Source organism: Sphingomonas sp. SORGH_AS_0950, from assembly GCF_030818415.1.
Lineage (GTDB): Bacteria > Pseudomonadota > Alphaproteobacteria > Sphingomonadales > Sphingomonadaceae > Sphingomonas.
This window is the reverse complement of record NZ_JAUTAE010000001.1, coordinates 3408008-3432148: the sequence shown is the minus strand read 5'-3', so window position 1 is coordinate 3432148 and position 24141 is coordinate 3408008. Positions and strand designations below refer to the sequence as shown.

18 protein-coding genes and 1 tRNA gene are annotated in these 24141 nt (G+C 66.9%); 6 read left to right on the top strand and 13 right to left on the bottom strand.

The genetic code is table 11. From position 1 onward, the window contains the following. Positions 1–14 precede the first annotated feature (14 nt). Genes QE385_RS15495 through fdhD form a run of 3 tightly spaced genes read left to right on the top strand, consistent with a single transcriptional unit; the run spans position 15 to position 3623 of the window. Positions 15–2303: an FdhF/YdeP family oxidoreductase gene (locus QE385_RS15495; RefSeq protein ID WP_307103344.1), complete on the top strand. Its 2289-nt coding sequence runs from the start codon at positions 15–17 to the stop codon at positions 2301–2303. Between the two features lie 10 nt (positions 2304–2313). Beyond that, complete coding sequence (locus tag QE385_RS15490) at positions 2314–2820, top strand: molybdenum cofactor guanylyltransferase (RefSeq protein ID WP_307103342.1); 507 nt, start codon at positions 2314–2316, stop codon at positions 2818–2820. Continuing rightward, the gene (gene fdhD / locus QE385_RS15485) at positions 2817–3623 is read left to right on the top strand and encodes a formate dehydrogenase accessory sulfurtransferase FdhD (protein ID WP_307103340.1); all 807 of its coding nucleotides are present in this window, start codon (positions 2817–2819) and stop codon (positions 3621–3623) included. The genes QE385_RS15490 and fdhD overlap by 4 nt, the downstream gene beginning before the upstream one ends. A 6-nt stretch (positions 3624–3629) precedes the next feature. On the opposite strand, the gene QE385_RS15480 is transcribed toward fdhD, so the two are convergent. From QE385_RS15480 to QE385_RS15460, 5 genes are all read right to left on the bottom strand, one after another. After that, positions 3630–4862 carry a diguanylate cyclase gene (locus tag QE385_RS15480; protein ID WP_307103337.1) on the bottom strand — a complete coding sequence of 411 codons (1233 nt, stop codon included), beginning with the start codon at positions 4860–4862 and terminating at the stop codon, positions 3630–3632. A 395-nt stretch (positions 4863–5257) separates the two neighbouring features. Beyond that, positions 5258–5620 carry a hypothetical protein gene (locus tag QE385_RS15475; RefSeq protein WP_307103335.1) on the bottom strand — a complete coding sequence of 121 codons (363 nt, stop codon included), beginning with the start codon at positions 5618–5620 and terminating at the stop codon, positions 5258–5260. A 548-nt stretch (positions 5621–6168) separates the two neighbouring features. Continuing rightward, positions 6169–6245: transfer RNA gene (locus QE385_RS15470), tRNA-Met, on the bottom strand. A 55-nt stretch (positions 6246–6300) separates the two neighbouring features. After that, positions 6301–6825 carry a 2'-5' RNA ligase family protein gene (locus tag QE385_RS15465; protein ID WP_307103333.1) on the bottom strand — a complete coding sequence of 175 codons (525 nt, stop codon included), beginning with the start codon at positions 6823–6825 and terminating at the stop codon, positions 6301–6303. Beyond that, positions 6822–8741, bottom strand: a complete 1920-nt coding sequence (locus QE385_RS15460) for a potassium transporter Kup (protein ID WP_307103331.1) — start codon at positions 8739–8741, stop codon at positions 6822–6824. The genes QE385_RS15465 and QE385_RS15460 overlap by 4 nt, the downstream gene beginning before the upstream one ends. 469 nt (positions 8742–9210) lie before the next feature. Here QE385_RS15460 and QE385_RS15455 point away from each other — a divergent pair, with 469 nt between their 5' ends. Both QE385_RS15455 and QE385_RS15450 read left to right on the top strand, forming a co-directional pair. Next, positions 9211–10488: a threonine ammonia-lyase gene (locus QE385_RS15455; protein ID WP_307103328.1), complete on the top strand. Its 1278-nt coding sequence runs from the start codon at positions 9211–9213 to the stop codon at positions 10486–10488. Between the two features lie 128 nt (positions 10489–10616). Then, a complete protein-coding gene (locus QE385_RS15450) occupies positions 10617–11414 on the top strand; it encodes an arginyltransferase (protein WP_307103326.1) in 798 nt (265 codons plus the stop codon). 46 nt (positions 11415–11460) lie between these two features. Here QE385_RS15450 and QE385_RS15445 read toward each other — a convergent pair whose 3' ends face one another. The 4 genes from QE385_RS15445 to QE385_RS15430 all read right to left on the bottom strand — a co-directional run bounded on the left by QE385_RS15445 (position 11461) and on the right by QE385_RS15430 (position 16897). Then, positions 11461–12234 carry a transglutaminase family protein gene (locus tag QE385_RS15445; RefSeq protein WP_307103324.1) on the bottom strand — a complete coding sequence of 258 codons (774 nt, stop codon included), beginning with the start codon at positions 12232–12234 and terminating at the stop codon, positions 11461–11463. Further along, the gene (locus tag QE385_RS15440) at positions 12234–13169 is read right to left on the bottom strand and encodes an alpha-E domain-containing protein (protein WP_307103322.1); all 936 of its coding nucleotides are present in this window, start codon (positions 13167–13169) and stop codon (positions 12234–12236) included. Before QE385_RS15440 ends, QE385_RS15445 begins: the two co-directional genes overlap by 1 nt. After that, on the bottom strand, positions 13169–14662 hold the full coding sequence (locus tag QE385_RS15435; protein ID WP_307104754.1) for a circularly permuted type 2 ATP-grasp protein: 1494 nt from the start codon (positions 14660–14662) through the stop codon (positions 13169–13171). Before QE385_RS15435 ends, QE385_RS15440 begins: the two co-directional genes overlap by 1 nt. Positions 14663–14869: 207 nt before the next feature. Then, positions 14870–16897 (bottom strand): protein-disulfide reductase DsbD, encoded by a 2028-nt coding sequence (locus QE385_RS15430; protein ID WP_307103319.1) that lies wholly within the window; start codon positions 16895–16897, stop codon positions 14870–14872. 67 nt (positions 16898–16964) lie between these two features. Here QE385_RS15430 and QE385_RS15425 point away from each other — a divergent pair, with 67 nt between their 5' ends. Next, positions 16965–18656, top strand: coding sequence for an alkaline phosphatase family protein (locus QE385_RS15425; RefSeq protein ID WP_307103317.1), 1692 nt, complete (start codon positions 16965–16967; stop codon positions 18654–18656). Between the two features lie 132 nt (positions 18657–18788). Here the strand turns inward: QE385_RS15425 and QE385_RS15420 are convergent, their stop codons facing one another. The 4 genes from QE385_RS15420 to QE385_RS15405 all read right to left on the bottom strand — a co-directional run bounded on the left by QE385_RS15420 (position 18789) and on the right by QE385_RS15405 (position 24101). Beyond that, the gene (locus QE385_RS15420; RefSeq protein WP_307103315.1) at positions 18789–19385 is read right to left on the bottom strand and encodes an urea carboxylase-associated family protein; all 597 of its coding nucleotides are present in this window, start codon (positions 19383–19385) and stop codon (positions 18789–18791) included. Beyond that, positions 19382–20101, bottom strand: coding sequence for a guanitoxin biosynthesis heme-dependent pre-guanitoxin N-hydroxylase GntA (gntA, locus tag QE385_RS15415; protein ID WP_307103313.1), 720 nt, complete (start codon positions 20099–20101; stop codon positions 19382–19384). The genes QE385_RS15420 and gntA overlap by 4 nt, the downstream gene beginning before the upstream one ends. 131 nt (positions 20102–20232) lie before the next feature. Continuing rightward, the gene (gene metH / locus QE385_RS15410) at positions 20233–22926 is read right to left on the bottom strand and encodes a methionine synthase (RefSeq protein WP_307103311.1); all 2694 of its coding nucleotides are present in this window, start codon (positions 22924–22926) and stop codon (positions 20233–20235) included. Positions 22927–23054: 128 nt separating this feature from the next. Then, entirely contained in the window at positions 23055–24101 is a 1047-nt protein-coding gene (locus QE385_RS15405; protein WP_307103309.1) for a homocysteine S-methyltransferase family protein, read from the bottom strand. Positions 24102–24141: the final 40 nt, after the last annotated feature.

Here is a 24141-nt window from a genome sequence, read left to right as displayed (position 1 = left end):
TGGAGATGGGCCTGATGCGCGACGACGACGATGTGAAGATCACCGAATATACCGCCCCCGCCGGCGGCTGGGGATCGATGAAGGGCATGGCCAAGATCTTGCCCAAGGAGGGGCTGGGGCCCGAGACGCTCGACACGTTGCGTCGCCAGAACAAGCCCGGCGGGGTGATGTGCGTCAGCTGCGCCTGGGGCAAGCCCGCCAAGCCGCACATCGCCGAGTTCTGCGAGAACGGGGCCAAGGCGACCGCGTGGGAGCTCAGCTCGCTTCGCGTCACGCCCGATTTCTTCGCCAGGCACACGGTTAAGGAGTTGGAGGCATGGCCCGACCATGATCTGGAGCAGGCGGGCCGCCTGACCCATCCGATGCGCTATGACCGCGCGAGCGACAAATATGTCGCGGTCAGCTGGGACGAGGCGTTCGCGGCGATCGGCGCCAAGCTGAAGACCTGCGACCCGACCAAGGTCGTGCTCTACGCCTCGGGCCGCGCCTCGCTCGAAACCTCGTTCATGTATTCGCTGTTCGCGCGGATGTGGGGGCAGCAGAACCTGCCCGACAGCTCCAACATGTGCCATGAGACGACCTCGGTCGGACTCAAGTCCGCCATCGGATCGCCCGTCGCGACGATCCAGATGGAGGATTACGACAAGTGCGACGCGATCTTCTCCTTCGGGCAGAATGTCGCGACCAACGCGCCGCGCATGCTCCACAACCTCCAGGCCTGCGCCAAGCGCGGGGTGGAGATCGTGACGTTCAACCCGCTGCGCGAACGCGGCTGGGAACGCTTCGCCTCGCCGCAGAACCCGATACAGATGCTGACCGGCAGTTCGACCGACATCTCGACCCAATATCATCAGGTGAAGGCGGGCGGCGACATCGCCGCGCTGACCGGCATCTGCAAGCTGGTGATCGAGGAGGACGACCGCGCGCGCGCCAAGGGCACCAAGCGCATCCTCGACCATCACTTCATCGAGCAGCACACGACCCGGTTCGAGGATTTCGCGAATTACTGCCGCCAGGCGGCGTGGAGCGACATCGTTCGCGACTCCGGCCTGACCCGCGACGCCATCGAACAGGCCGCGCGCGTCTATATGAAGTCCGAACGGGTGATCGCGGTGTACGGCATGGGCATCACCCAGCATCGCTATGGCATCGATGCGCTGCACATGATCGTCAACCTGCTCCTGCTGCGCGGCAATATCGGGCGCGAGGGTGCGGGGCCGGGTCCAGTGCGCGGGCACAGCAACGTGCAGGGCCAGCGCACCGTCGGCATCACCGAGAAGACCGAACTCGCTCCCGTCGAGCGGCTGAAGGAATTGTTCGAGTTCGAACCGCCGACCGAAAAGGGTTGGGACACGGTCGAGGCGTGCCGCCAGATCATCGCCGGGACCGCGCAAGGCTTCGTCCAGCTCGGCGGCAACTTCCTGCGCGCCACGCCCGAACATGCCAGGATGAAGGCGGCGTGGGCGAAACTGCCCATCACCGTCCATATCGCGACCAAGCTCAACAAGAGCCATCTGGTGCCGGGCGAGGAAAGCTACATCCTCCCCTGCCTCGGCCGTCTCGAGACCGATATGCAGAAGGGTGGCCGCCAGGCGGTGTCGATGGAGGATTCGTTCAGCCATATCTACGGCTCGGTCGGCAAGGCGACGCCCGCCGCCGACACGCTGCTGTCCGAACCCGCCATCGTCGCCGGGATCGCCAAGGCGGTGCTGGAGCCCAATCCCAATGTGCCGTGGGACGAATGGGTCGGCGATTACGGGCTGGTCCGCAGCGCGATCGAGAATGTCTATCCCGATAAGTTCGCCAACTTCAACGAACGGCTGTTCGAACCCGGCGGCTTCTGGAAGGGCAATCCGGCCTCGCACCGCAAATGGGAAACCGAGAGCGGCAAGGCGGAGTTCAACGTGCCGCGCGCCATGGACGCCTCCGGCATTCCCCCCGCCGAAGGGCGGATGCGGCTGATCACGCTGCGCTCGAACGACCAGTTCAACACGACCATCTATGGCTATGACGATCGCTTCCGGGGGATCAGCGGGACGCGCATGGTGGCGATGATGAACAAGGCCGATATCGCCAGGCTGGGCCTGTCGGACGGACAGACCATCGCGCTGGAAAGCGATGCCGATGACGGGCAGGACCGGGTCGTCGAGGGCCTGCGCGTCGTCGAATACAACATCCCCGAAGGGTGTATCGGCGGCTATTATCCCGAACTCAACTATCTGATCCCGCTGGAACATCATGCGCTGGAAAGCCATGTGCCCGCGGGCAAGTCGGTGCCGGTGAAGGTGCGCGTCCCCGCATGAGCATGACGTCATGAGCATATTGGGAGCGGTCCTGACCGGGGGGCGTTCGTCGCGGTTCGGATCGAACAAGGCGGTCGCCATGCTGGGCGACCGTACCCTGGTGGCGCATGCCCGCGCCACCATCGCCCCCCATTGCGCACGCGTGGTGCAGGTGGGCGGCGCGCAAGGCGTGCCCGACATGCCCGAGCCCGATCTGGGGCCGCTCGGCGGGATCGCGGGTGCGCTGGACTATGCCGCCGCCCATGGCTTTCGTTGTGTCCTGACCATCGGATGCGACATGCCGCGCCTACCCGACGGGCTGATCGACGCGATCCTGCGGCGCGAGCCCAGCTATTGCCAGGATGCGCCGGTTCTGGGGCTCTGGCCCTCCGCCTTGGGGGCGCATCTGATGGCGCATCTGTCGCTCCACCGCGATCGCTCGGTGCGCGGCTGGGTCCGGGCGATCGGGGCGATCCCCATCGCATCGCCCCAGCCGATCGCCAATGTGAACACCCCCGCCGACCTCGCCGCCCTGTGACGGCGGTCACTGGCGATCCCGTCCGGCCGCTGACGCTCGTCCGCCTGTCGCACGATACGGTCGAGTCGATCACCCGCGCCGTCGCGGTCGAATGCCCGGTCGCGATCGAGGTGGACGGCTTCGGCTATGCGGTGATGATGATGACGCCCGAGCGACTGGCGGACTTCGCCACCGGCTTCCTGCTCACCGAGCGGCTGATCGACGCGCCGGGCGATATCGTCGAGATCGATCCCTTCGCGGCGGAGGCGGGCTGGATCGTCCGCGTGACGCTGGCCGAACATTGCCGGGGGCGGATCCACGACCGGGTCCGCCACCGTACGAGCGACACCAGCTGCGGCCTGTGCGGGCTGTCCGGGCTGGAGCAGATCGCCCGCCCCGTCGCCAACCGCCCCCCTGCCCCCCAGGCCCGCACCGCGACGCTGTTCGCCGCGCTGGAGGGCATTCGCGCGTCCCAGCCGCTCAACGCGCTGACCGGCGCGGTCCATGCCGCCATCGCCTGCGATGCGGCGGGCGCGACGCTCGCGGCGGCGGAGGATGTCGGGCGGCACAATGCGCTCGACAAGCTGGTCGGCACGCTGGCGCGATCGGGCCGGGAGGCGGACTTCATTCTCGTCACCTCGCGGATCAGCTATGAGATGGTCGACAAGGCCCTGGTCGCGGGCGTCGGGATGCTGGTCGGAATCTCGGCCCCGACCAGTCTCGCGATCGACCATGCCCGTACGCAGGGCCTGACACTGATCGCGCTGGCGCGCGCCGATGCCATGCTGGTCGCGAACGACCCGCACGGACTGTTCCGCGACTGACCGGGCCTAGCCCGCGGCGACGCGCCGCCCCGGTTCGGCCTCGTTGTGCCAGTCATGGGACGGCTCGACCGCCACAGGCATCGGCTCGTGCAGGATATGGTCGCGCCCGGCCCGCTTGGCGCGATAGGCCAGCTGGTCGGCGCGGGCGATCAGATCGTCGAGCGTCTCGCCCGGTGCATGGCGCACGATGCCGCCGCTGACCGTCAGAGGTGGCAGGCCCTGCCGGTCGAAGCGACGAAGCAGGGCACGGATGTCGCCGGCCAGGTGGCTGGCCCGGTTGTCGGATCGACCTGCCGGACCAAAGGCATCGGGCACCAGCAGCGCGAATTCCTCACCCCCCAGGCGCACCGCCAGCACGTCGCGCGTGGCCACGGTCCGCAGCAGGTCGGCAAAGGCCACCAGCACCCGGTCCCCCATCGCGTGCCCGAACATGTCGTTGACCCGCTTGAAGTGATCGAGGTCCAGGACCATCGCATAAAGGCCGTGCCCGTCGCGCTTCGCCTCGGCGAGCAGCGCGGGGCCCGCCCGGGCCAGTCCACGCCGATTGGCCAGCCCGGTCAACGGATCGCTCTCCGCATCCCGTATCGTGTCGTCCAGCGCCTTCTGGATGACCAGCAGCATCAGGAACAGCCCGGCCGCGACCAGCAACACCCCGGTCGAAACCTGCGACACGACCGCGTAATAGCTGGTCGCATAATATTGCGCCGAATGCCCCGACCCCAGCGACGCCGCCATGAACGGCTTGGCCAGGAAATGCGCGCCGATGATCCCGAACACCACCATCAGCAGGGTTCGGATCGGCCCCTTCTGCGCGATCCGTCGGATGGAGAGCAGGACCAGGATCGATCCGAGCGCGAACGGCAGCTGGAACAGCATCTCATAGGGCAGGCTGTTGCGGGTGCCGCCCAGCAGGCTCATCCGCAGGGTCATTCCGCCCGCCCAAAGCAAGGCGGCAGGACGGCGGCATAGCCGATGACCCGCAAAGGCCTGGATCCCCACCGACATCACCGTGATGGCGCCCAGGAACGCGGCATATCCCAGCACCGCGAACAACAGCCGATAATCGGTGAAGCGGAACAGCAATTCGCAGATCGGGGTCAGGAAACCCAGCAGATAGCTGACCATGAACCAGACCGCCGAGCGCTGCCGCGAATAGGTTATCGCGACGACGCCGTAAGTCACGACGAACAGCGCCGCCATGCAGCTATTGGCTATCAGGGCATAGACGGCGGCATTCACGGCGTGGAACCCAAAGCCTCCCATTGGATCGTGATGAGGGGACCTATCGCCCGATTGACCAAATATCCTTTAAGATCAGGTCATGAATCGCGGCACGAAAATACGTCCGCCGCCCCTCTATCGTAACAATGGCCAAGATGTCATCCTTCCGCATAGGTCAGGTGGGAGGACAATGGGCATGCGGCGGATTTTGCACGGTTTCCGGATGCCCACGCGGACCGCTCACCCGCCGGGCGAGTCCTGAGGCGAAAGCGGCAAGATGCGGCCGCCGGTCGATTCCGACAGGCCAGCCCGAACACCCATGGCTGTCGGCAAGGCTATTCGACGCCGCGTCCCAAAAGGTGCAGATCAATCTGTGTATTGTTCGATGAAGCCGAGGCGATGCCTCGCCTTTTTCAGCCTGCGTTTCGCTGGTGATAGACCGACAGGTCGCGATTTTCGAAAACGACTGGAATATTGCGTCGAAACATGAAGCTCGCGAGCGGCAATTCGTTGATCAGACGGAACGTGTCCTGATCCATCGCGGGCCAATGAAAGCGCACGATACGAAGACGATGATAGCATCTCTGCTCTTCGTCCGGAAAAGGCGAACCCCAGACACAGTCGCCATCCTCGATCCAGTTGCGCAACTGGACATGGATTTCGGAACCATCATCCGTCCGATAATCGAAAACCATGGGCGGGATCAAATTGGGGGAAGGCCTTTGCTTGGGCCATTCGAGCAAATCCATGACCACCCTCGCGGCCGCCTTGGCCACCCGCCTCATTCCGGCATAGCGAGCCCCTCCCATATCACATCGCGCCAGACAAATATGGAGGCATTCGGATTATACCACTGAATAAATAAGAGAATTTCTGGGGTTGTTTCCCATGCCTCAACTATATCGCCAGTTATTTTATTAGTAAATATTTTGACGACAGACTTATTGATCGAGAACTATATGAGCCAATCTAAGTTCATCAAGATATTGGACAATTTAGAATGAAGGATCGAGATTGGGGCGTGGCGACTTCCATCTTTTCACGAATCCCAGTTTTGAGAGGATGCACGCTCCGATCGCTGGCGGTCGCATGGGCATCCAACGCACTCTCGCTTGCCCAATAATCATGCGCTGGAATGGGCATCATCGCACATGGCGGGACCCGGTTTCCGGCGTCCGCAACGCCACGGGTCTTTGGGGCACGTTCGATACTGGCGGGATAAAGGACGCTCGGCGTCAGCGTCGCGTGCCAATCCGGAAAGCCAGGACTGGAGACATCGGAGGCCTGGCCATCCGCGTCATTTTGAAGAAGGAAATACACCGGGTGGTAGCGAAGGAGGGACTTGAACCCCCGACACGCGGATTATGATTCCGCTGCTCTAACCAGCTGAGCTACTTCGCCATGCTAGGCGTTCCACCCGGTGGAGGCGCGCCTATAGACAGGCTATTTTCGGGCGTCAAGCGAACAAATGACGCGAAAGCATTTCCCAGGGGCCGCCGCGATACCACCAGGCCCCCAGCCCGATCACCTCCACCTCGCGCGGGCGGAAATCGCGCTCCATCTGCTGGAGGAGCAGCTTGGCAGTGGCGGGCGTGACCTTGTTCTGGATCGTCACATGCGCGCGCCAGCCGCCCGCGTCCTGCGGCGTCAGCATCCCGGCAAAGGCGTCGGCCAGTTCGTGCCGGATCGCGACCAGTCCGGGCGATTCGATCCGAATCGCGACGCCCCGGCCCAGCGACATCAGTCCGCCCGCCCGCGCCTGAGGCGCCCGCTGCCCCCGCGTCAGGCCGTTCAGCCGATGCTTCAGCTCCGCCTCGCCCGAGGGGGGCAGGTGGTGGAACATCGTGCAATGCGCATCGAGCACGTTGCGCTCGGGCGGGAAATGCTGGCGGCGCAAGCCGTCGAACCAGCCCTGGTCGGCGCGCCCGAACAGCGCGGTGACGATGATCGGGGCTGGGATGGAGGCTGGCTCGCCGCTCAAATCTCGACCTGACTGCCCAGCTCGACCACGCGGTTGGTGGGCAGGCGGAAGAATTCCATCGCGCTCTCGGCGTTGCGCAGCATCCAGGAGAACAGCTTCTCACGCCACACCGACATGCCCGGCCGCTCGGCGGCGAGCAGCGTCTGGCGCGACAGGAAGAAGCTGGTGTCCATCATCTTGAACGCGCCGCCCGCCATCTCGACCCGCTTGAGCGCCGACGGGACATCGGCCTCTTCCATGAAGCCGAAGCGCAGCACCAGTCGGTGGAAACCATGTCCCAGATCGTCCAGCTTGGCGCGCTCGCCCTCGGCCCAATAGGGCTGGCTCATGATCTTGACGGTCAGCAGGATGATCCGCTCGTGCAGCACCTTGTTGTGCTTGAGGTTGTGGAGCAGCGCGTGCGGCACCCCCTCGGGCGAGGAGGTCATGAAGATCGCGGTGCCGGGCACCCGGCTGGCGGCGCCGGCGGCCGAATCGATGAAGATGTGGATCGGCATCGTCCCTTCGCGCAACCGCTGGATCATCAGCTTGCGCCCCGTCGACCAGGAGGTCAGGAAGGTGAAGATGATGAAGCCGACCAGCAGCGGGAACCAGCCGCCCGACGGCACCTTGGTCAGGTTGGCGAGGAAATAGGCGCCATCGACCAGGAAGAACAGGCCGAGGAGCGGCAGCGCGGCATAGAGCGGCCATTTCCACAACCGGGTCAGCGCGACGCCCAGCAGGCAGGTGTCGATCAGCATCGCCCCCGTCACCGCGATCCCATAGGCCGAGGTCAGGTTGGACGAGGAGCGGAAGAACAGCACCAGCAGGATCACCATCACCATCAGCATCCAGTTGATGAGCGGGATGTAGATCTGACCCGCGGTCGCGGCCGATGTATGCTCGATCCGCAGGCGCGGCATGAAGCCCAGCTGGATCGCCTGCTGCGTGACCGAGAACGCGCCGGTAATGACCGCCTGACTGGCGATCACGGCGGCGGCGGTGGCGAGGATGACGAGGGGAAGCTGCAACCCCTCGGGCGCCAGCATGTAGAAGGGGCTCTCCAGCGCCGCCGCGCCCTCGCGGACCAGCAGCGCCCCCTGCCCCATATAGTTCAGCATCAGCGCGGGCAGCACGAAGACCAGCCAGGACAGGCCGATCGGCCGCCGCCCGAAATGGCCCATATCGGCATAGAGCGCCTCGGCCCCCGTCACCGCCAGCACCACCGAACCCAGCGCCAGGAAGCCGCGCACCGGCTCGATCAGGAAGAATTGCGCCGCATAATGCGGGGACAGCGCGAACAGCACCTCGGGCGTCTGCACGAAGCTCATGATGCCCAGCACCGCGATGGCGGTGAAATAGACGAGCATGACGGGCCCGAAGAACAGCCCAACCCGCTCGGTCCCCGAACGCTGGATCTTGAACAGCACGATCAGGATCGTGATCGCGATCGGCAGGACGAAGCTGCCAAAGGCGGGGGCGGCGACCGCCAGGCCCTCGACCGCGCCCAGCACCGTGACGGCGGGGGTGATCATGCTGTCGCCATAGAAGAGCGCGGTGGCGAAGACGCCGAGCAGCACGATCCCGCGCGACCAGCGCCGCGTCTTGGTCTGCCCCGACACGAGCGCGAGCAGCGCCAGGCTGCCCCCCTCGCCCCGGTTGTCGGCGCGCATGATGATCGCGACATATTTGACCGACACGACGATCATCATCGACCAGAAGATCAGGCTGATGACGCCCAGAATATGCGCATTGTCGAGCGGCAGCGGGTGGTGCGGGTTCGCGAAGGTCTCGCGAAAGGCGTAAAGCGGGCTGGTGCCGATGTCGCCGAAGACGACCCCGATCGCCCCCAGCGCCAGGCGCCCCAGCCCCTGGGGATGGTGGGAATGGGATTCTTCGGTCGCGGTGGTGGCGATCCCGGTCGGTGCGACGCTCATGACTGGGCGATCGTGCCGGAGACGGAGCGGATCATCGGCGACATCCGTGGCAACCCTGTGATCATCGCGACGCCCTAGCATGGCCCCAAAAGGCCAGCAACGCAGGTGCCGGGCGCTTGTTGCATTCGGGCACGATTCGCCTGAGCGGCGATGCCGCAATGCAACAGTGGCGGGGCGTTCCTTCGAGGTATGGTTTCGGTGAGACACCGTTGCCCTCCCCAACCCCTCCCGCCCGTAGAAGGCAAGAAGCTTGCGGCGGCGCACACGGCCAGCCCCAGGCACGCCCCTCCCGCAGGCGGGAGGGGATGGGGGAGGGAACGCCACGAGCGATGGTCTCGGTGAGACTCGATGCCCTCCCCCGGCCCCTCCCGCCTGCGGGAGGGGAGAAGAAGGGGGCCGCCCCGTACCCGCAGCACATTCCCCACCGAAACGGTTCACCTCCCGCCCCCGATCGGCTACGGCCTGATCCATGGTAACTCGCACCGCCCCAGAGGCCGCTTCGGAAATCCCGTCCTCCGTCCCTGTATCGGCCGCGCCCATCGTCACGATCGACGATGTCCGCGCCGCCCATGCACGGATTTCGGACCGGATCATCCGCACGCCGACCCTGATCAGCCGGACCCTGTCCCAGCTGACCGGCGCGACCGTCTATCTGAAGTTCGAGAATCTCCAGTTCACCGCCGCCTATAAGGAACGCGGCGCGCTCAACACGCTGCTGCAACTGTCCGACGAAGCGCGCGCCAAGGGCGTGATCGCCGCCTCGGCGGGCAATCATGCGCAGGGCCTGGCCTATCACGCCAACCGGCTGGGCGTGCCCGCCACCATCGTGATGCCGCGTACCACCCCCATCGTGAAGGTCGTCCAGACCGAAGGGCACGGCGCGACCGTGGTGCTGGAGGGCGACACCTTCGACGCCGCCTATGCCCATGCCCGCGTGCTGGAGGCCGAGCGCGGCTATACCTTCGTCCATCCCTTCGACGATCCCCGCACCATCGCAGGGCAAGGCACCGTCGCCCTCGAAATGCTGGAGGATGCGCCCGACATCGACACGCTGATCGTGCCGATCGGCGGCGGCGGGCTGATCTCGGGCATGGCCACGGTCGCGGCGGCGGCCGCCCCGCCGGTCGAGGTGGTCGGCGTGCAGGCCCAGCTGTTCCCCTCGATGTACAATCATCTGAACGGCACCGCCCTTCCCTGCGCGGGTGATACGCTGGCCGAAGGGATCGCGGTCAAGCAGCCGGGCGGCCTGACCTCGCAGATGGTGGCACAGCTGGTCCGAGAGATCCTGCTGGTCGATGAACGCCATCTGGAGGAATCGGTCAGCGCGCTGCTCCAGATCGAGAAGACGGTGGTCGAAGGCGCCGGGGCGGCGGGGCTGGCCGCGCTGATGTCCTACCCTGAACGCTTCCGGGGCAAGACGGTCGGCATCGTGTTGTGCGGCGGCAATATCGACACGCGCCTGCTCGCCAACGTGCTGCTGCGCGACCTCGCCCGCTCCGGGCGGCTGGCGCGGCTGCGCATCCGGTTGCAGGACCAGCCGGGCGCGCTGTTCAACGTCGCACGTATCTTCGACCACGAGCGGGTGAACATCATCGAGGTCTATCACCAGCGCGTCTTCACCACTTTGCCCGCCAAGGGGCTGATCACCGATATCGAGTGCGAGACGCGCGACGCGCTCCACCTGCACCGGCTGATCGAGGCGTTGCGCGCGGCGGGTTACGAGACGACGCAGGTCGAACTCGCGTGATCCGGATGGCGGCCGGGTCGGCGATGTCCCGGCCGACCGTCCCGTTTCCGTACGACGATACCCCCATCCCATCGGGCGGGAAGATCGCTAGACATGTGCTTCTCCCCTCCTGAAGGAACTGCCCGGCGGTGACTGCGCCCTTTCGTTTTCCGCGCTTTTTCGTCACCAGCCCGGCGCCCTGCCCCTATCTGCCGGGGCGCGAGGAGCGGAAGGTGTTTACCGAGCTCAACGGCGAACATGCCGACGAGCTGAACGAGGCGCTGAGCCGGATCGGCTTTCGCCGCAGCCAGGGGGTCGCCTATCGCCCCTCCTGCGCCGGATGCACCGCCTGTGTCTCGGTTCGGGTGCTCAGCACGGGGTTTCGCCCCAACGCCACCCAGCGCAAGCTGCTCCGCCGCCACGCCGATCTGGAGGTGACCGCCTGCCAGCCCTGGGCGACCGCCGAGCAGTTCGACCTGCTGCGCCGCTATCTGGGCGAGCGGCATCCGGGGGGCGGCATGACCACGATGGACGAAAGCGACTATGCCGACATGGTCGAGCTGTCGCCGGTCAAGTCGATGCTGATCGAATATCGCGAACCCGCCGGTCCGCAAGGGCAGCGCGGGCGGTTGCTGGGGGCCTGCCTGACCGATCGGCAGGGCGACGGGCTGTCGATGATCTACAGCTTCTTTGAGACGCAGGATGCGACGCGGCCCGGCCTGGGCAATTTCATCATCATGGACCATATCCTGCGCGCCCGCGCGGCCGACCTGCCCTATGTCTATCTGGGCTATTGGGTGAAGGGGTCGGCACGGATGATGTACAAGACCCGCTACCAGCCGCTGGAGGCGCTGGGCCCGCGCGGCTGGGCGCCGCTCCATGCCGACAATCCCGATGCCTCCGGCCCGCCCGCGGTCGAGACCGCGATCGAGGCGGGCGAGGCATAGCGGACCGCACCTCCCCTCTCCTTCAGGGGAGGGTCGGGCTTATATCCTACTGGCTCGCGGCGGCCGTGGGAACCCGGTCACTCCACGCCTCGCCCGCCACCGGCGCGGCACCTGCCGCATCGAGCGCCACCGCGACCCGGACATGGCGGTCCTGCGGGCTGAGGCCGATGCTGGGATCGAACCCGATCCAGCCCAGCCCCTCGACATGCGCCTCGGCCCAGCAATGCGCGCTGGTCGTGCCGTCGAGCAGCGCGAAGCCCGAGACGAAGCGGGCCGGGATCGCCAGCGACCGCGCCGCCACGCAAAAGATATGCGCCAGATCGCACGCCCCGACCGCGTCCGCGGCGAAGGCCTGCCCCGCATCGGCCGCCCCCGGCCCGACCTTGTCCGCAAAGCGCCGGTGCAAGGCCGCGTTCAGCGCATGGAGCGCGGCGAGCGGCCCGTCCGTGTCCTGCGTCACCTCGCGAGCGAAGGCGGCGATCGCCGCGTCCTGCGGGGTCGCGGGGGTCGCGCGCAGGAACAGCGCGGGCGGCAGCGTCTCGATGGTGCCATGGACCACGCCATGCGCGTCGCTGGTCAGCACGTCGCCGCTGGCGGTGATCGTCACCTGTTCGACCGGCCCCTCGATATAGAGCATCGTCACCGCATTGCCGAACCCGTCCTGGCCGGGGCGCAGCCGCGCGTCGCAGTCGACATCGATCCGCCAGTGCCCGACCGTCTGGTCGTCGCTGTTGCCCGGTGTCAGGCGCAGCATCTGGGCGATCGCCCCGCCGCGCCCTTGGACGCGGTGGGTGATCTGATGCTCGATGGCGATACGCATCAGGCGAACTTGAACTGACGGCCGATGGCGCCGTGCAGCTGGGCATTCTCCTGGATAAAGGCTTCGAGATATTGGTGAAGCCCGCCCGCGATCACGTCGCCCGACCGCGTCTTGCCCATCCGGTTTGCGCGCACCCTCGCCATACGATCCGCTTCCCCATGCTGCCCCGTTCGCCGGGCCAATTGCCCCAGCACGTCCACCGTTTCCTCGACCGACGCCGCCAGGCTGCGCGGCAGCTCGGTGCGCGCGATCAGCAGGTCGATCACATTGGCGGGCTTCAACCCGTCGGAATAAAGCCAGCGATAGGCGGTGACGGCGGAGACGGTCTGGAGGATCGTCGTCCACTGGTCGCGATCGACGACGCCGCCGATCCGCTCGCCCGCCGGAAGCAGGATGTGGTATTTGACGTCGAGCAGCCGCGCGGTGTTGTCCGCGCGCTCGACCGCCTGGCCCAACCGGATGAACCATGTCGTCTGGTTGCGCAGCATCCGGTGGACCGCACCCTCGAACCCGCGCGTCTCGTTCTTCACCGCCTCGACCAGGCCGAGGACGGCGGTGGGATCGTCGGCGGCGGGCTTGGCCTCGAAATGCAGCCAAGCCCGGTTGATCGCGCTCCAGGCCTCACGGGTCAGCGCGGTACGGACCGCGCGCGCATTCGTCCGCGCCATGTCGACGCAACGGACGATCGAGCCGGGATGGCAGCTCTCGACCGTCAGGAAACGCGCAACCTCGCGCCGACGCAGTTCGCGCCCGCCATCGGCAAAGGCGCTGGCGGTATCGGTGACGGCCAGCGCCGATCCCCAGGCGGCCAGCCCCGCCGATCGCGGCGACAGCACGTCGAGCCGGACGGTCGCCTCGACCAGTCGGGCGATGAAGTCCGCCCGTTCGAAATAACGCCCCAGCCAGTAGAGCGAGGATGCGGTCCGCGACAGCATCAGCGCACCCCCTGCGTCTGGATCTGCGACTGCTGGCCCTGCACCTGCACCCAGCTATCGGGTTCGGGGTGGAGCAGGACGAAACTGTCCTTGGTGCCGCCGCCCTGGCTGGAATTGACGACCAGCGAGCCTTCCCGAAGGGCGACACGGGTCAGGCCGCCGGGCGTCACCTCAACCCCGTTGCGGCCGGTCAGGACGAAGGGGCGGAAATCGACATGGCGCGGCGCGACCCCGCTTTCGACCAGCGTCGGCACGGTCGACAGCGCCAGCGTCGGCTGCGCGATATAGCGGTGCGGCTCGGCGATCAGCGCGGCGCGGAAATGCTCGATCTGCGCCTTTGTCGCGGTCGGGCCGACCAGCATGCCATAGCCGCCCGACCCGTCGACCAGCTTGACGACCAGTTCGTCCAGATGGTCGAGCACATAGGCCAGCGCCTCGGGCTCGCGACAGCGCCAGGTCTCGACATTCTTCAGCTTGGGCTCGGCACCCGAATAATAGCGGACGATATCGGGCATATAGCTGTAGATCGCCTTGTCGTCGGCGATACCGTTGCCCGGCGCGTTGAGGATCGCGACATTGCCCGCCGCATAGGCCGCGATCAGGCCCGGCACGCCCAGCATCGAATCGGGACGGAAGACCAAGGGATCGAGGAAATCGTCATCGACCCGGCGATAGATGACATCGACCTTCACCCGGCCCGCGATGGTGCGCATCCAGACGATGTCGTCGTCCACCACCAGATCGGCCGCCTCGACCAGCTCGATCCCCATCGAATCGGCCAGGAAGCTGTGCTCGTAATAGGCGGAATTGTAATGGCCCGGCGTCAGCACGACGCAGGTCGGTTCGGCCACGCCGTGCGGCGCGACCGACTTCATCGTGGCGAGCAGCCGGTCGGGATAGCTGTCGACCGCCGCCACCCGGAACTGGCGGAACAGCTCGGGGCAGAGGCGCAGCATCGCCTCGCGATTTTCGAGCATATAGCTGACGCCGGAGGGGGTGCGGGCATTGTCCTCCAGCACGAAGAAATCGTCCGGGCCGGTCCGGACCAGGTCGATGCCGCAGATATGCGCCCAGACGCCGTGCGGCGGGCGCATCCCCGCGATTTCGGGGCGGAACTGCGGATTGCCGAAGATCAGGTCGGGCGGCAGGATGCCGTCGCGCAGGATCTTCCGCTCGCCATAAATGTCGTCGAGGAAGGCGTTGATCGCCTCGACCCGCTGAACCAGCCCTTCGGACAGGCGCGCCCATTCGTCGGGCAGGAAGACGCGCGGGACGATGTCGAACGGGATGATCCGCTCGGCCGCATCGCTCTCGCCATAGACGGCGAAGGTGATGCCCAATTGCCGGAAGGTCGCCTCGGCCGCCTGCTGGCGGCGGCGCAATTCGGTGTCGGGAGTGGTATCGAGCCAGCGGTGCAAAGCAGACAGTTCGGGGCGAGACGCAACCGCGCCCGAGCCCCCCATGATTTCGTCGAACGCGGCGATGGTCCCCATCCGGTTGTTACGCTCCCCCTTGCGGCCGGGTTCCATGCTGCACCGCATGATGGGGGCGTGCAAGGGGGGCATAGGATAATTCCTCCCCTGCAAGGGGAGGTGGCGCGCGCAGCGCGTCGGAGGGGTGTCACCCTATCGAGAGCAGGACACCCCTCCGTCAGGGCTTCGCCCTGCCACCTCCCCTTGCAGGGGAGGAATTACAGGGACTTACGCCCCCAGCTTCTCCAGCATCGACGGGGTCAGCACCTGCGGCAGCACCTGCGGTTCCTTCGCACCGGGGGCATAATAGAGGTAGAGCGGCACCCCGGCCCGGTTGTGCCTCTCGATAAACCGTCCCAGCACGGGATCGCCATCGGTCCAGTCGCCGACCAGCACCGCCACCTTGTTGCGCTGGAACGCGTCGCGCACCGAGCTGCGCTCGATCGCGGCGGCTTCGTTGACCTTGCAGCTCAGGCACCAGTCGGCGGTGAAATAGGCGAAGACCGGGCGGCCCTGCTTGCGCAGATCCTCCAGCCTGGCTTCGCTGAAGGCGGTGTCGGCGGTGGTCCTGGCCACCGCCGCGGCGGGCTTGACCGTCACCACGATCGCCACCGCCAGCACCAGCGCGGCGATGGCGGGCCAGCCCGCGCGGCCCTTGCCGCCATGCTGGCGAAGGCCCGTCCACCAGAAACCCAGCGACGCCAGCAATGCGGCCGCCAGCCCCAGCGTCATGCCGGTCACCCCCGCCTCCTGCCCCAATATCCACGCCAGCGCGAGCGCGGTCAGGAACATCGGCACCGACAGGATATGGCGCAGCCGCACCATCCACATCCCCGGCTTGGGAAGCCGCCGCCGAAGCGCGGGCACGAAACCGATGGCGATGAAGGGAAGCGCGATGCCGATCCCCAGCCCGGCGAACACCGCCAGCGCGGCGGCGGCGGGCAGGACCAGCGCCGCGCCCAGCGCGCCTGCCATGAACGGCCCCGAACAGGGCGTCGCGACAAAGGCCGCCAGCGCGCCGGTCGCGAACGAGCCCATCGCGCCCGAACGGCCCGCAAAGGCCGGGGTCGGCAGCTCGAACAGCCCCGCCAGGTTGAACGCGATCCCCGCGACGAGCAGCAGGAGGACGCCGATCACGCGCGGGTCCTGCAACTGGAACGCCCAGCCCGCGCTCTGCCCCCCTGCGCGGAGCGCCAGCAGGATCACGCCCAGCCCCACGCACACCAGCACCACGCCCGCCGTATAGGCCAGCGCCTCGGCCCGCGCATGCCGTTCGCCGCCGCCGCCACGGGCGAGGCTCAGCGCCTTGAGGCTCAGGATCGGGAAGACGCAGGGCATGATGTTGAGCAGCAGCCCGCCCAGCACCGCCCCCAGAAAGGCCAGCGCCACCGCGCCAAGGCCATGGTCGGCCTCGCCGCCCGCCCCGGCGATCGCGCCCGGTTTGGCGGCGAAGGCCAGCCCCTGCCCCTCGCCGATCGACAGCACGCCCGACACCGGCCCCGGCGTCGGCACGGCGGCGGCCGGGACGGCCAGGAGCAGCTGGTCGCCATTGCGGGTCAGCGTCTGCGGCGCGGCATGGTCGATCACCCCGCTGCGGTCGGGGAAGAAATAGGCGTCCTTCACCGCGACCGAGGCGGGCAGCGGGACGGCGATCCGCACGCCCTTGCCCTTCGTCTCGATCACGCCGTCGCTGCCCAGCGGCCGGGGCAGCGCGGCGCGCCAACGGTCGAACTCGGCGCGCGTCGCAGGCGCGACCGCGCCGTCGCCCACGGTCAGCGTGGTCGACAGCGTCTGGCTTTCGGGGACGCAGATGGTGTCGGTGCAGACCAGATAGTCAAGCTTCACCGACACGGGCAGCGCGGTGCCGCTGGCAAGCCCGGCGGGCAGGTTCAGATCGACGAGCAGCGCGAAGGGCCGCTCATAGACATAGTTCATCAGCCCGGCGATCTTCAGCCGCCCCGGCACCGGATAGCGCAACTCGCCCGCCGTCACGCCCCGGGGCAGCGTCCAGTGCGCCTCGGTCGGCAGGCCTGCATCGCCGCCATTCTTCCAATAGCCGTGCCAGCCCTTTTCGGGCGTGGCGGCGATGGCCAGCGTGACATGGCCGCCCGCCGCCGGGGTTGCGCTTTCGGGAACGAGGCGCATCGGCAGATGGATCGCGCCGGGCGCGGCCGGTGGGCCGCTTTCCGCCATGGCGGGGACATAGCCCATCACCATGAAAAGCGCCGTCATCAGGATGTAAAACCAACCGCGCATCGACCTTGCCCTAACCCGCTTTCGCGTTCCATAGCGTCCCCGTCCACGCTTTGCACCAAGGTTGCCCATGAACTCCCTGACTGCCGCGCTTCTCGCCTCCGCCGCGCTGTTCGCCACCCCGGCGCTCGCCCAGACCGCCAGCCCCGTGCCGGGCACCGCGCCCGCCCCCGTCGCCACCCTGCCGGGCACGCCGCAGCCCCCCTTTCCCACCACGCCGCCCAAGCTGATCGTGGCGATCTCGGTCGACCAGTTCTCCGCCGACCTGTTCCAGCAATATCGCAACCACTTCACCGGCGGCATGGCGCGCCTGCTGACCGGCGCGGTCTTCCCATCGGGCTATCAGAGCCATGCCGCGACCGAGACCTGCCCCGGCCACTCGACCATCCTGACCGGCTATCGCCCCGCGCATACCGGGATCATCGCCAACAACTGGATCGACCAGTCGGTCGGGCGCGCGGACAAGATCGTCTATTGCTCGGAGGACGAGCGCGTCGCGGGCAATGACCATAACAACTACACCGTGTCGGACATGCACCTGAAGGTGCCGACGCTGGGCGAGCGGATGAAGACCGCCGACCCGCGCGTCCGCACCGTCTCGGTCGCAGGCAAGGACCGCGCCGCCGTGATGATGGGCGGGCACAAGATGGACGAGATCTGGTGGTGGGACGGCAAGACCTATGTCTCCTATGCCGGACGCGCCGTGCCGCCGGTCGTGGAGCGCACGCGCAAGGCGGTCGCCGATCTGGTCGCCCGGCCGCAGGCGCCGCTACCGCTGCCCGGCTTCTGCAAGTCGCTCGACCGGCCGATCACGGTCGGCAGCCAGACCCTGGGCACCGGCCGGTTCCAGCGCGCGGCGGGCGACCTGAAGGCGTTCCGCGTCTCGCCCGCCGCCGACGCGGCGGTGCTGGCGATGGCGGCGGGCTTCGTCCAGGACATGAAGCTGGGCCAGGGGCCGCAGACCGACATGCTGTCGGTCGGCCTGTCGGCGACCGACTATATCGGCCATGCGCTGGGCACCCAGGGGGCCGAGATGTGCATCCAGATGGAGGAGCTCGACCGTTCGCTGGCGGGGTTCTTCGACGTGCTCGATGCGACCGGCGTCGACTATGAGGTGATGCTGACCGCCGACCACGGCGCGCATGACATGACCGAGCGGCAGCAGATCCGCGCCATGCCGATGGAAAGCCATATCGCGCCCGAGGCCAAGACCAAGGCGATGTCGGCCGCGATCGCGCGCGACATGGGCCTGTCCAACACCCCGCCGATCATGATGAGCGCGGAGGGCGACATCTATATCAACCGCGATCTGCCACCCGCCACGCGCGCGAAGGTGCTGGCCGAGGCGAAGCGCCGTTACGAGGCACTGCCGCAGGTCGCCGCCGCGCTGACCCGCGACGAGATCGCCGCGACGCCCTGGCCCACCACCCCGCCCGAGACCTGGACGCTGAAGGAAAAGGCGCGGTCCTCCTATGACCCGACGCGGTCGGGCGACCTGCTGATCCTGCTCAAGCCGCGCGTGACGACGATCGAGGAAGCCGCGCCAGGCTATGTCGAGACGCATGGCTCGCCCTGGGACTATGACCGCCGCGTGCCGATCCTGTTCTGGCGCAAGGGCATGGCCGGGTTCGAGCAGCCGCTGTCGGTCGAGACAGTCGACATCGCGCCGACGCTGGCGGCGACGATCGGCCTGCCGATACCGGGCGTGGACGGGCGCTGCCTGGACCTTGATCCGGGTGCGGCGGATACGTGTAAGAAGTAAGCAAATCCTCCCCGGTACGGGGAGGTGGCAGCGCGCAGCGCTGACGGAGGGGGGCTTCGGCGAAGAACGTATCTAGCCGCGATCCCCCTCCACCGCTCTGCGAACGGTCCCCCTCCCCGTGCCGGGGAGGATTTACCGGCGCTCGACCCGATATTCGATCGGCTTGAAGCTCCCCCCATTCGACGCGGGTGCGGAACAGGCGGTCAGGCCGATCACCAGATCCATATGCGCCACGAAGCGGATATGGTCGCCGGGTCCGCTGAGCGGCGGCAGCACTTCCAGCTTGCCGGTCGTCCCGTCGACCGGCACGTTCATAAAGCAGTTGAACGCCACCGGAATCCGGTCGGGCACCACGCCGAAAGGCGCCAGCGCCGCCGCCAGATTGCCGAAGCATCCACGATGGCGCGGCAGGTCGGGATAGAAATGGTCGAACGTGTCGACCGAGCAGGGCGTCAGCAGGAAGTCGTGCATCCCCACCGTATCCGCGACGATCTCCAGCATCACCCGCGAGCGGTTGGAATAGAGCTTGTGCCCGGTGGTCAGCCGGATCGTCTCGGCATAATCGAGCGTCCGGCCCGACGAGATCACCTCGTCCAGATCCTCCGCATTGAAGGCGAGCAGATCGGCGACCTGCCGCCCGCGCGGGTCGATGACGGTCAGGGTGTCGCCCCTGGCCATGCGAAAGGCGTCGCCGCTGCGAGGCGGAATCTCGACCGTCGTCGCGCTCATCGCCCGGCCCCGGCATCGGTGCCCGCATAGTGGAAGGGGCAACGCCAGCCCTCCTCCACCGCGCGACCGCTATATTGCCGGGCCTCGCTCATCTCGCCATGGCGCGCCAGCATCGGGTTGCGCGATCCCGCCAGCGCCTCGTCGCGGACCATGATCTTCTCGCGCATCCCCTCATATTTGCCCTGGGCGCGCAATATCTCGAACTGGTCGTGCAGGTTGAAGATCATCGCGGGGCGCGGGAAGCGTCGCGCCGGACGGCTGGCATTGGGATGCAGCCCGACGACGAAGAACGCCTCGCCGCCGAAGGACAGCGAGAAATGCGGGTCTTCCGGGTCGGCGCTGACCCGTTCGTCCCAGTCCTGCCCCAGCCAGACATCCTTGTCCGACAGCGACTGGATCCGCGCCCAGATCGCGCGCTCGAACGCGGCTTCGTCGAGCTGCTCGGGCCCGGCGAACACCACCGCCAGGCTGCGGAACAGCTGCGGCTCGGCACGATAGCGTTCGGCGAAACGCCGCAGCCGGTCATGGATGCGCAAATCGTCCCAGGCGCTGGCGATGTCGCGCGCACCCAGGATATCCAGCGTCCCCCGCGCCATCGCCGCCTTGGCGCCGACGCAAGGGAAATCCGCTGCCGCGATATGCGCACGCAGCAGCTCGGCCGATTGCGGCTCGCTGGGATCGTGCGCGGGGAAAAGGCTGCTTCCGGTTTTCGACATGGGATGCCCCAACGCGACGCGATGGGCAGCGTTCCCAAAAAGCCTTTATATCCTATGTGATTAGCATCGATTGCTCGCTCGCCTTGATAATAATCAAGATCAAGCCGTCAGGAATCGTGGGAACGCCCCGATCAATCGAGATTGGGGCGCAACCACCGGGTCGCCTGCGCGACATCGACCCCGCGCCGGGTGGCATAATCCGCCACCTGGTCCTCGCCGATCCGCGCGACGCCGAAATATTCGGCCTGGGCGTGCCCGAAGTAGAAGCCGCTGACCGCCGCCGTCGGCAGCATCGCGAAGCTATCGGTCAACTCCAGTCCGACCGCGCTTTCCGCCCCCAGCAGGTCGAACAGCGTCCGCTTGATGCTGTGCTCGGGGCAGGCGGGATAGCCCGGCGCGGGACGGATGCCGCGATATTGCTCGCGGATCAGCGCCTCGTTGGTCAACTGCTCGCCCGCCGCATAGCCCCACAGGTCGGTGCGGACATGCGCATGAAGCCGCTCGGCGAACGCCTCGGCCAGACGGTCGGCCAGCGCCTTGAGCAGGATGTCGTTATAATCGTCATGCCCCGCCCGGAAGCGTTCGATATGCGCATCGATGCCGTGGATGCCGACCGCGAAGCCGCCCATCCAGTCGCCCGCCGGGTCGATGAAGTCGGCCAGGCACATATTGGCGCGGCCTTCGCGCTTGGCGATCTGCTGACGCAGGAAGGGAATGCGGACTTCGCCTGCTTCTAGCCCTCTCCCCTCCGGGGAGAGGGTTGGGTGAGGGGCGGTGGCGAGGGTATCGCCCAGCCCCTGCCCCTCACCCCGGCCCTCTCCCCGGAGGGGAGAGGGAGTCAGGATCACGTCATCGCCGTCGCGGCGACAGGGCCAGAGCGCCGCCACGCCGCGTGCGGTCAGCCACTTCTCGGCGATGATCGTGTCGAGCATGGCTTGCGCATCGGCATAGAGCCCGCTGGCGCTCTCGCCGACCACTTCGTCGGTCAGGATGGCGGGGAAATTGCCCGCCAGTTCCCAGGCGCGAAAGAAGGGCGTCCAGTCGATATAGTCGCGCAGGTCCGACAGGTCCCAGTCCTGATAGACATGCACGCCCGGCTGCTTCGGATCGCCCGCCTTCAGCGCCATGTCCGCGACGAAGCCGCGCGCGCGGGCTTCCTCCAGCGGCAACAGGGCGTTCGCCCCCTTGCCCTCACGCGCCTTGCGGACGGCTTCATAATCGGCGGCGACCTGCGCGACATAGGGGTCGCGCTGGGTGTCGGACACGAGCGTGGTCGCCACGCCGACCGCGCGGGATGCGTCGAGGACATGGACCACCGGCCCCGAATAGGCAGGCGCGATGCGCAGCGCGGTATGGACCTTCGACGTCGTGGCCCCGCCGATCAGCAGCGGCATGGTCATGCCCGCCCGCTGCATCTCCTCGCCCACCGTCACCATCTCGTCCAGCGAGGGGGTGATGAGGCCCGACAGGCCGATCATGTCGGCGTCATTCTCGTTCGCCGCCGCGATGATCTTCGACCAGGGGACCATGACGCCCAGATCGACCACCTCGAAGCCGTTGCACTGGAGCACCACGCCGACGATGTTCTTGCCGATATCGTGGACGTCGCCCTTGACGGTCGCGAGCACGATCTTGCCCTTGCCCTTGGCGCCCGGCTCCTTCGCCGCCTCGATGAAGGGGAGGAGGTGCGCGACCGCCTTCTTCATGACGCGGGCGGACTTCACCACCTGCGGCAGGAACATCTTGCCCGATCCGAACAGGTCGCCGACGACGTTCATGCCGTCCATCAGCGGGCCTTCGATCACCTCGATGGGCCGGGCGAATTGCTGGCGGCATTCCTCGGTATCGTCGACGACATGCGCGTCGATGCCCTTGACCAGCGCATATTCCAGCCGCTTGGTGACGGGCAGGCTGCGCCACTCGGCGGCCTGCTTCTCGGCCACCGCATCGGTGCCGCGATAGCGCTCGGCCAGCGCCACCAGACGCTCGCCCGCTTCCGGGTCGCGATTGAGGATCACATCCTCGCAGGCGGTGCGCAGTTCGGGGTCGATCGTGTCGTACACGTCGAGCTGGCCCGCATTGACGATCGCCATGTCCATGCCCGCCGGGATGGCGTGGTAGAGGAACACCGAATGCATCGCGCGGCGCACCGGCTCGTTGCCGCGGAAGCTGAACGACAGGTTCGACAGGCCGCCCGAGATATGGACGTGCGGGCAGCGCGCCTTGATCTCGCGGCACGCCTCGATGAAGTCGACGCCGTAATTGTTATGCTCTTCGATCCCGGTCGCAACCGCAAAGACATTGGGGTCGAAGATGATGTCCTCGGGCGGGAAGCCGATCGACATCAGGAGGTCATAGGCGCGCGCGCAAATCTCGACCTTGCGGTCCTTGGTGTCGGCCTGGCCGACCTCGTCGAACGCCATGACGACCACCGCCGCGCCGTACGCCATGCAGCGGCGGGCATAATGGAGGAACGCCTCCTCGCCTTCCTTCATGCTGATCGAGTTGACGATCGGCTTGCCGGAAACGCACTTCAGCCCCGCCTCGATCACGCTCCATTTCGAGCTGTCGATCATGATCGGCACGCGCGCGATGTCGGGCTCGGCGGCGATCAGCTTGAGGAAGGTGGTCATGGCATATTCGGCGTCGAGCAGCCCTTCGTCCATGTTGACGTCGACCACCTGCGCGCCATTCTCGACCTGGCTACGCGCCACCTCCACCGCGCGGGTGTAATCGCCCGCCAGGATCATCTTCTTGAACGCCGCCGATCCGGTGACGTTGGTCCGCTCGCCGACATTGACGAAACTGGTGGAGGTGTTGGTCATCGTCTTGTTCCTAGCCCCTCCCCTTCAGGGGAGGGGTTGGGGTGGGGCCTGTCCAGGCAGTCAAAGGTCCGGGATGCAGGCAACGCCCCACCCCCAACCCCTCCCCTGAAGAGGAGGGGCTTTGCAGATCAGGCCGCCATGGTGAACGGCTCCAGCCCGGCGAGGCGGGTGACGACCGGCGGGGTCGGGATGGTGCGGGGCGTCATACCCTTCACCTTGTCGGCGATCGCCTTGATATGCGCAGGGGTCGAGCCGCAGCAGCCGCCCAGCACATTGACCTGCCCCTCGACCGCCCATTCGCCGACCAGACCGGCGGTGGTGACGGGCGCTTCGTCATAGGCGCCCAGTTCGTTGGGCAGCCCGGCATTGGGGTAGATCATGATAAGCGTGTCGCAGATTTCCGACAGCGTCTTGACGTGCGGGCGTAGCTGCTCGGCGCCGAACGAGCAGTTCAGCCCGATGGTCAGCGGCTTGGCATGGCGCACCGCGTGCCAGAAGGCCTCGACCGTGTGGCCCGACAGGTTGCGGCCCGACAGGTCGGTCAGCGTCATCGACAACATGATCGGGATGTCGCGGCCCAGCGCCTCGCCCGCCTCGATCGTCGCCATGATCCCGGCCTTGGCGTTCAGCGTATCGAACACCGTCTCGATCAGGATGAAGTCCGCGCCGCCCTCGACCAGCGCGTCGATCTGTTCGCGGTACACGTCCTTGAGGTAATCGAAGTCGATCTCGCGATAACCCGGATCGTTGACATCCGGCGACAGCGACAGCGTCTTGTTGGTCGGCCCGATCGCGCCCGCGACGAAGCGGGGGCGGCCGTCCTTCGCGGCGAATTCGTCGGCGATGCGGCGGGCGAGCTTGGCGCTCTCGACATTGATCTCGCGCACCAGATGTTCCGCGCCATAATCGGCCTGGCTGATCCGGTTGGCGGAGAAGGTGTTGGTCTCGGCAATGTCCGCCCCCGCCTCGAAATAGGCGCGGTGGATGGCCTCGGGCACCTCGGGCTTGGTCAGCGCCAGGATGTCGTTATTGCCCTTCTGGTCATGGGACAGGCCCAGCGTTCCCGCATAGGCCGCCTCGTCCAGCTTCCAGTTCTGGATCTCGGTGCCGAACGCGCCGTCGGTGATCAGGATGCGCTTGGCGGCTTCGGCCAGGAAGGTTTCGCGGGTCGTCATCGTCTTGCTCCTGCTCTGGCGAGCGGTTGTTCCGTTGGGG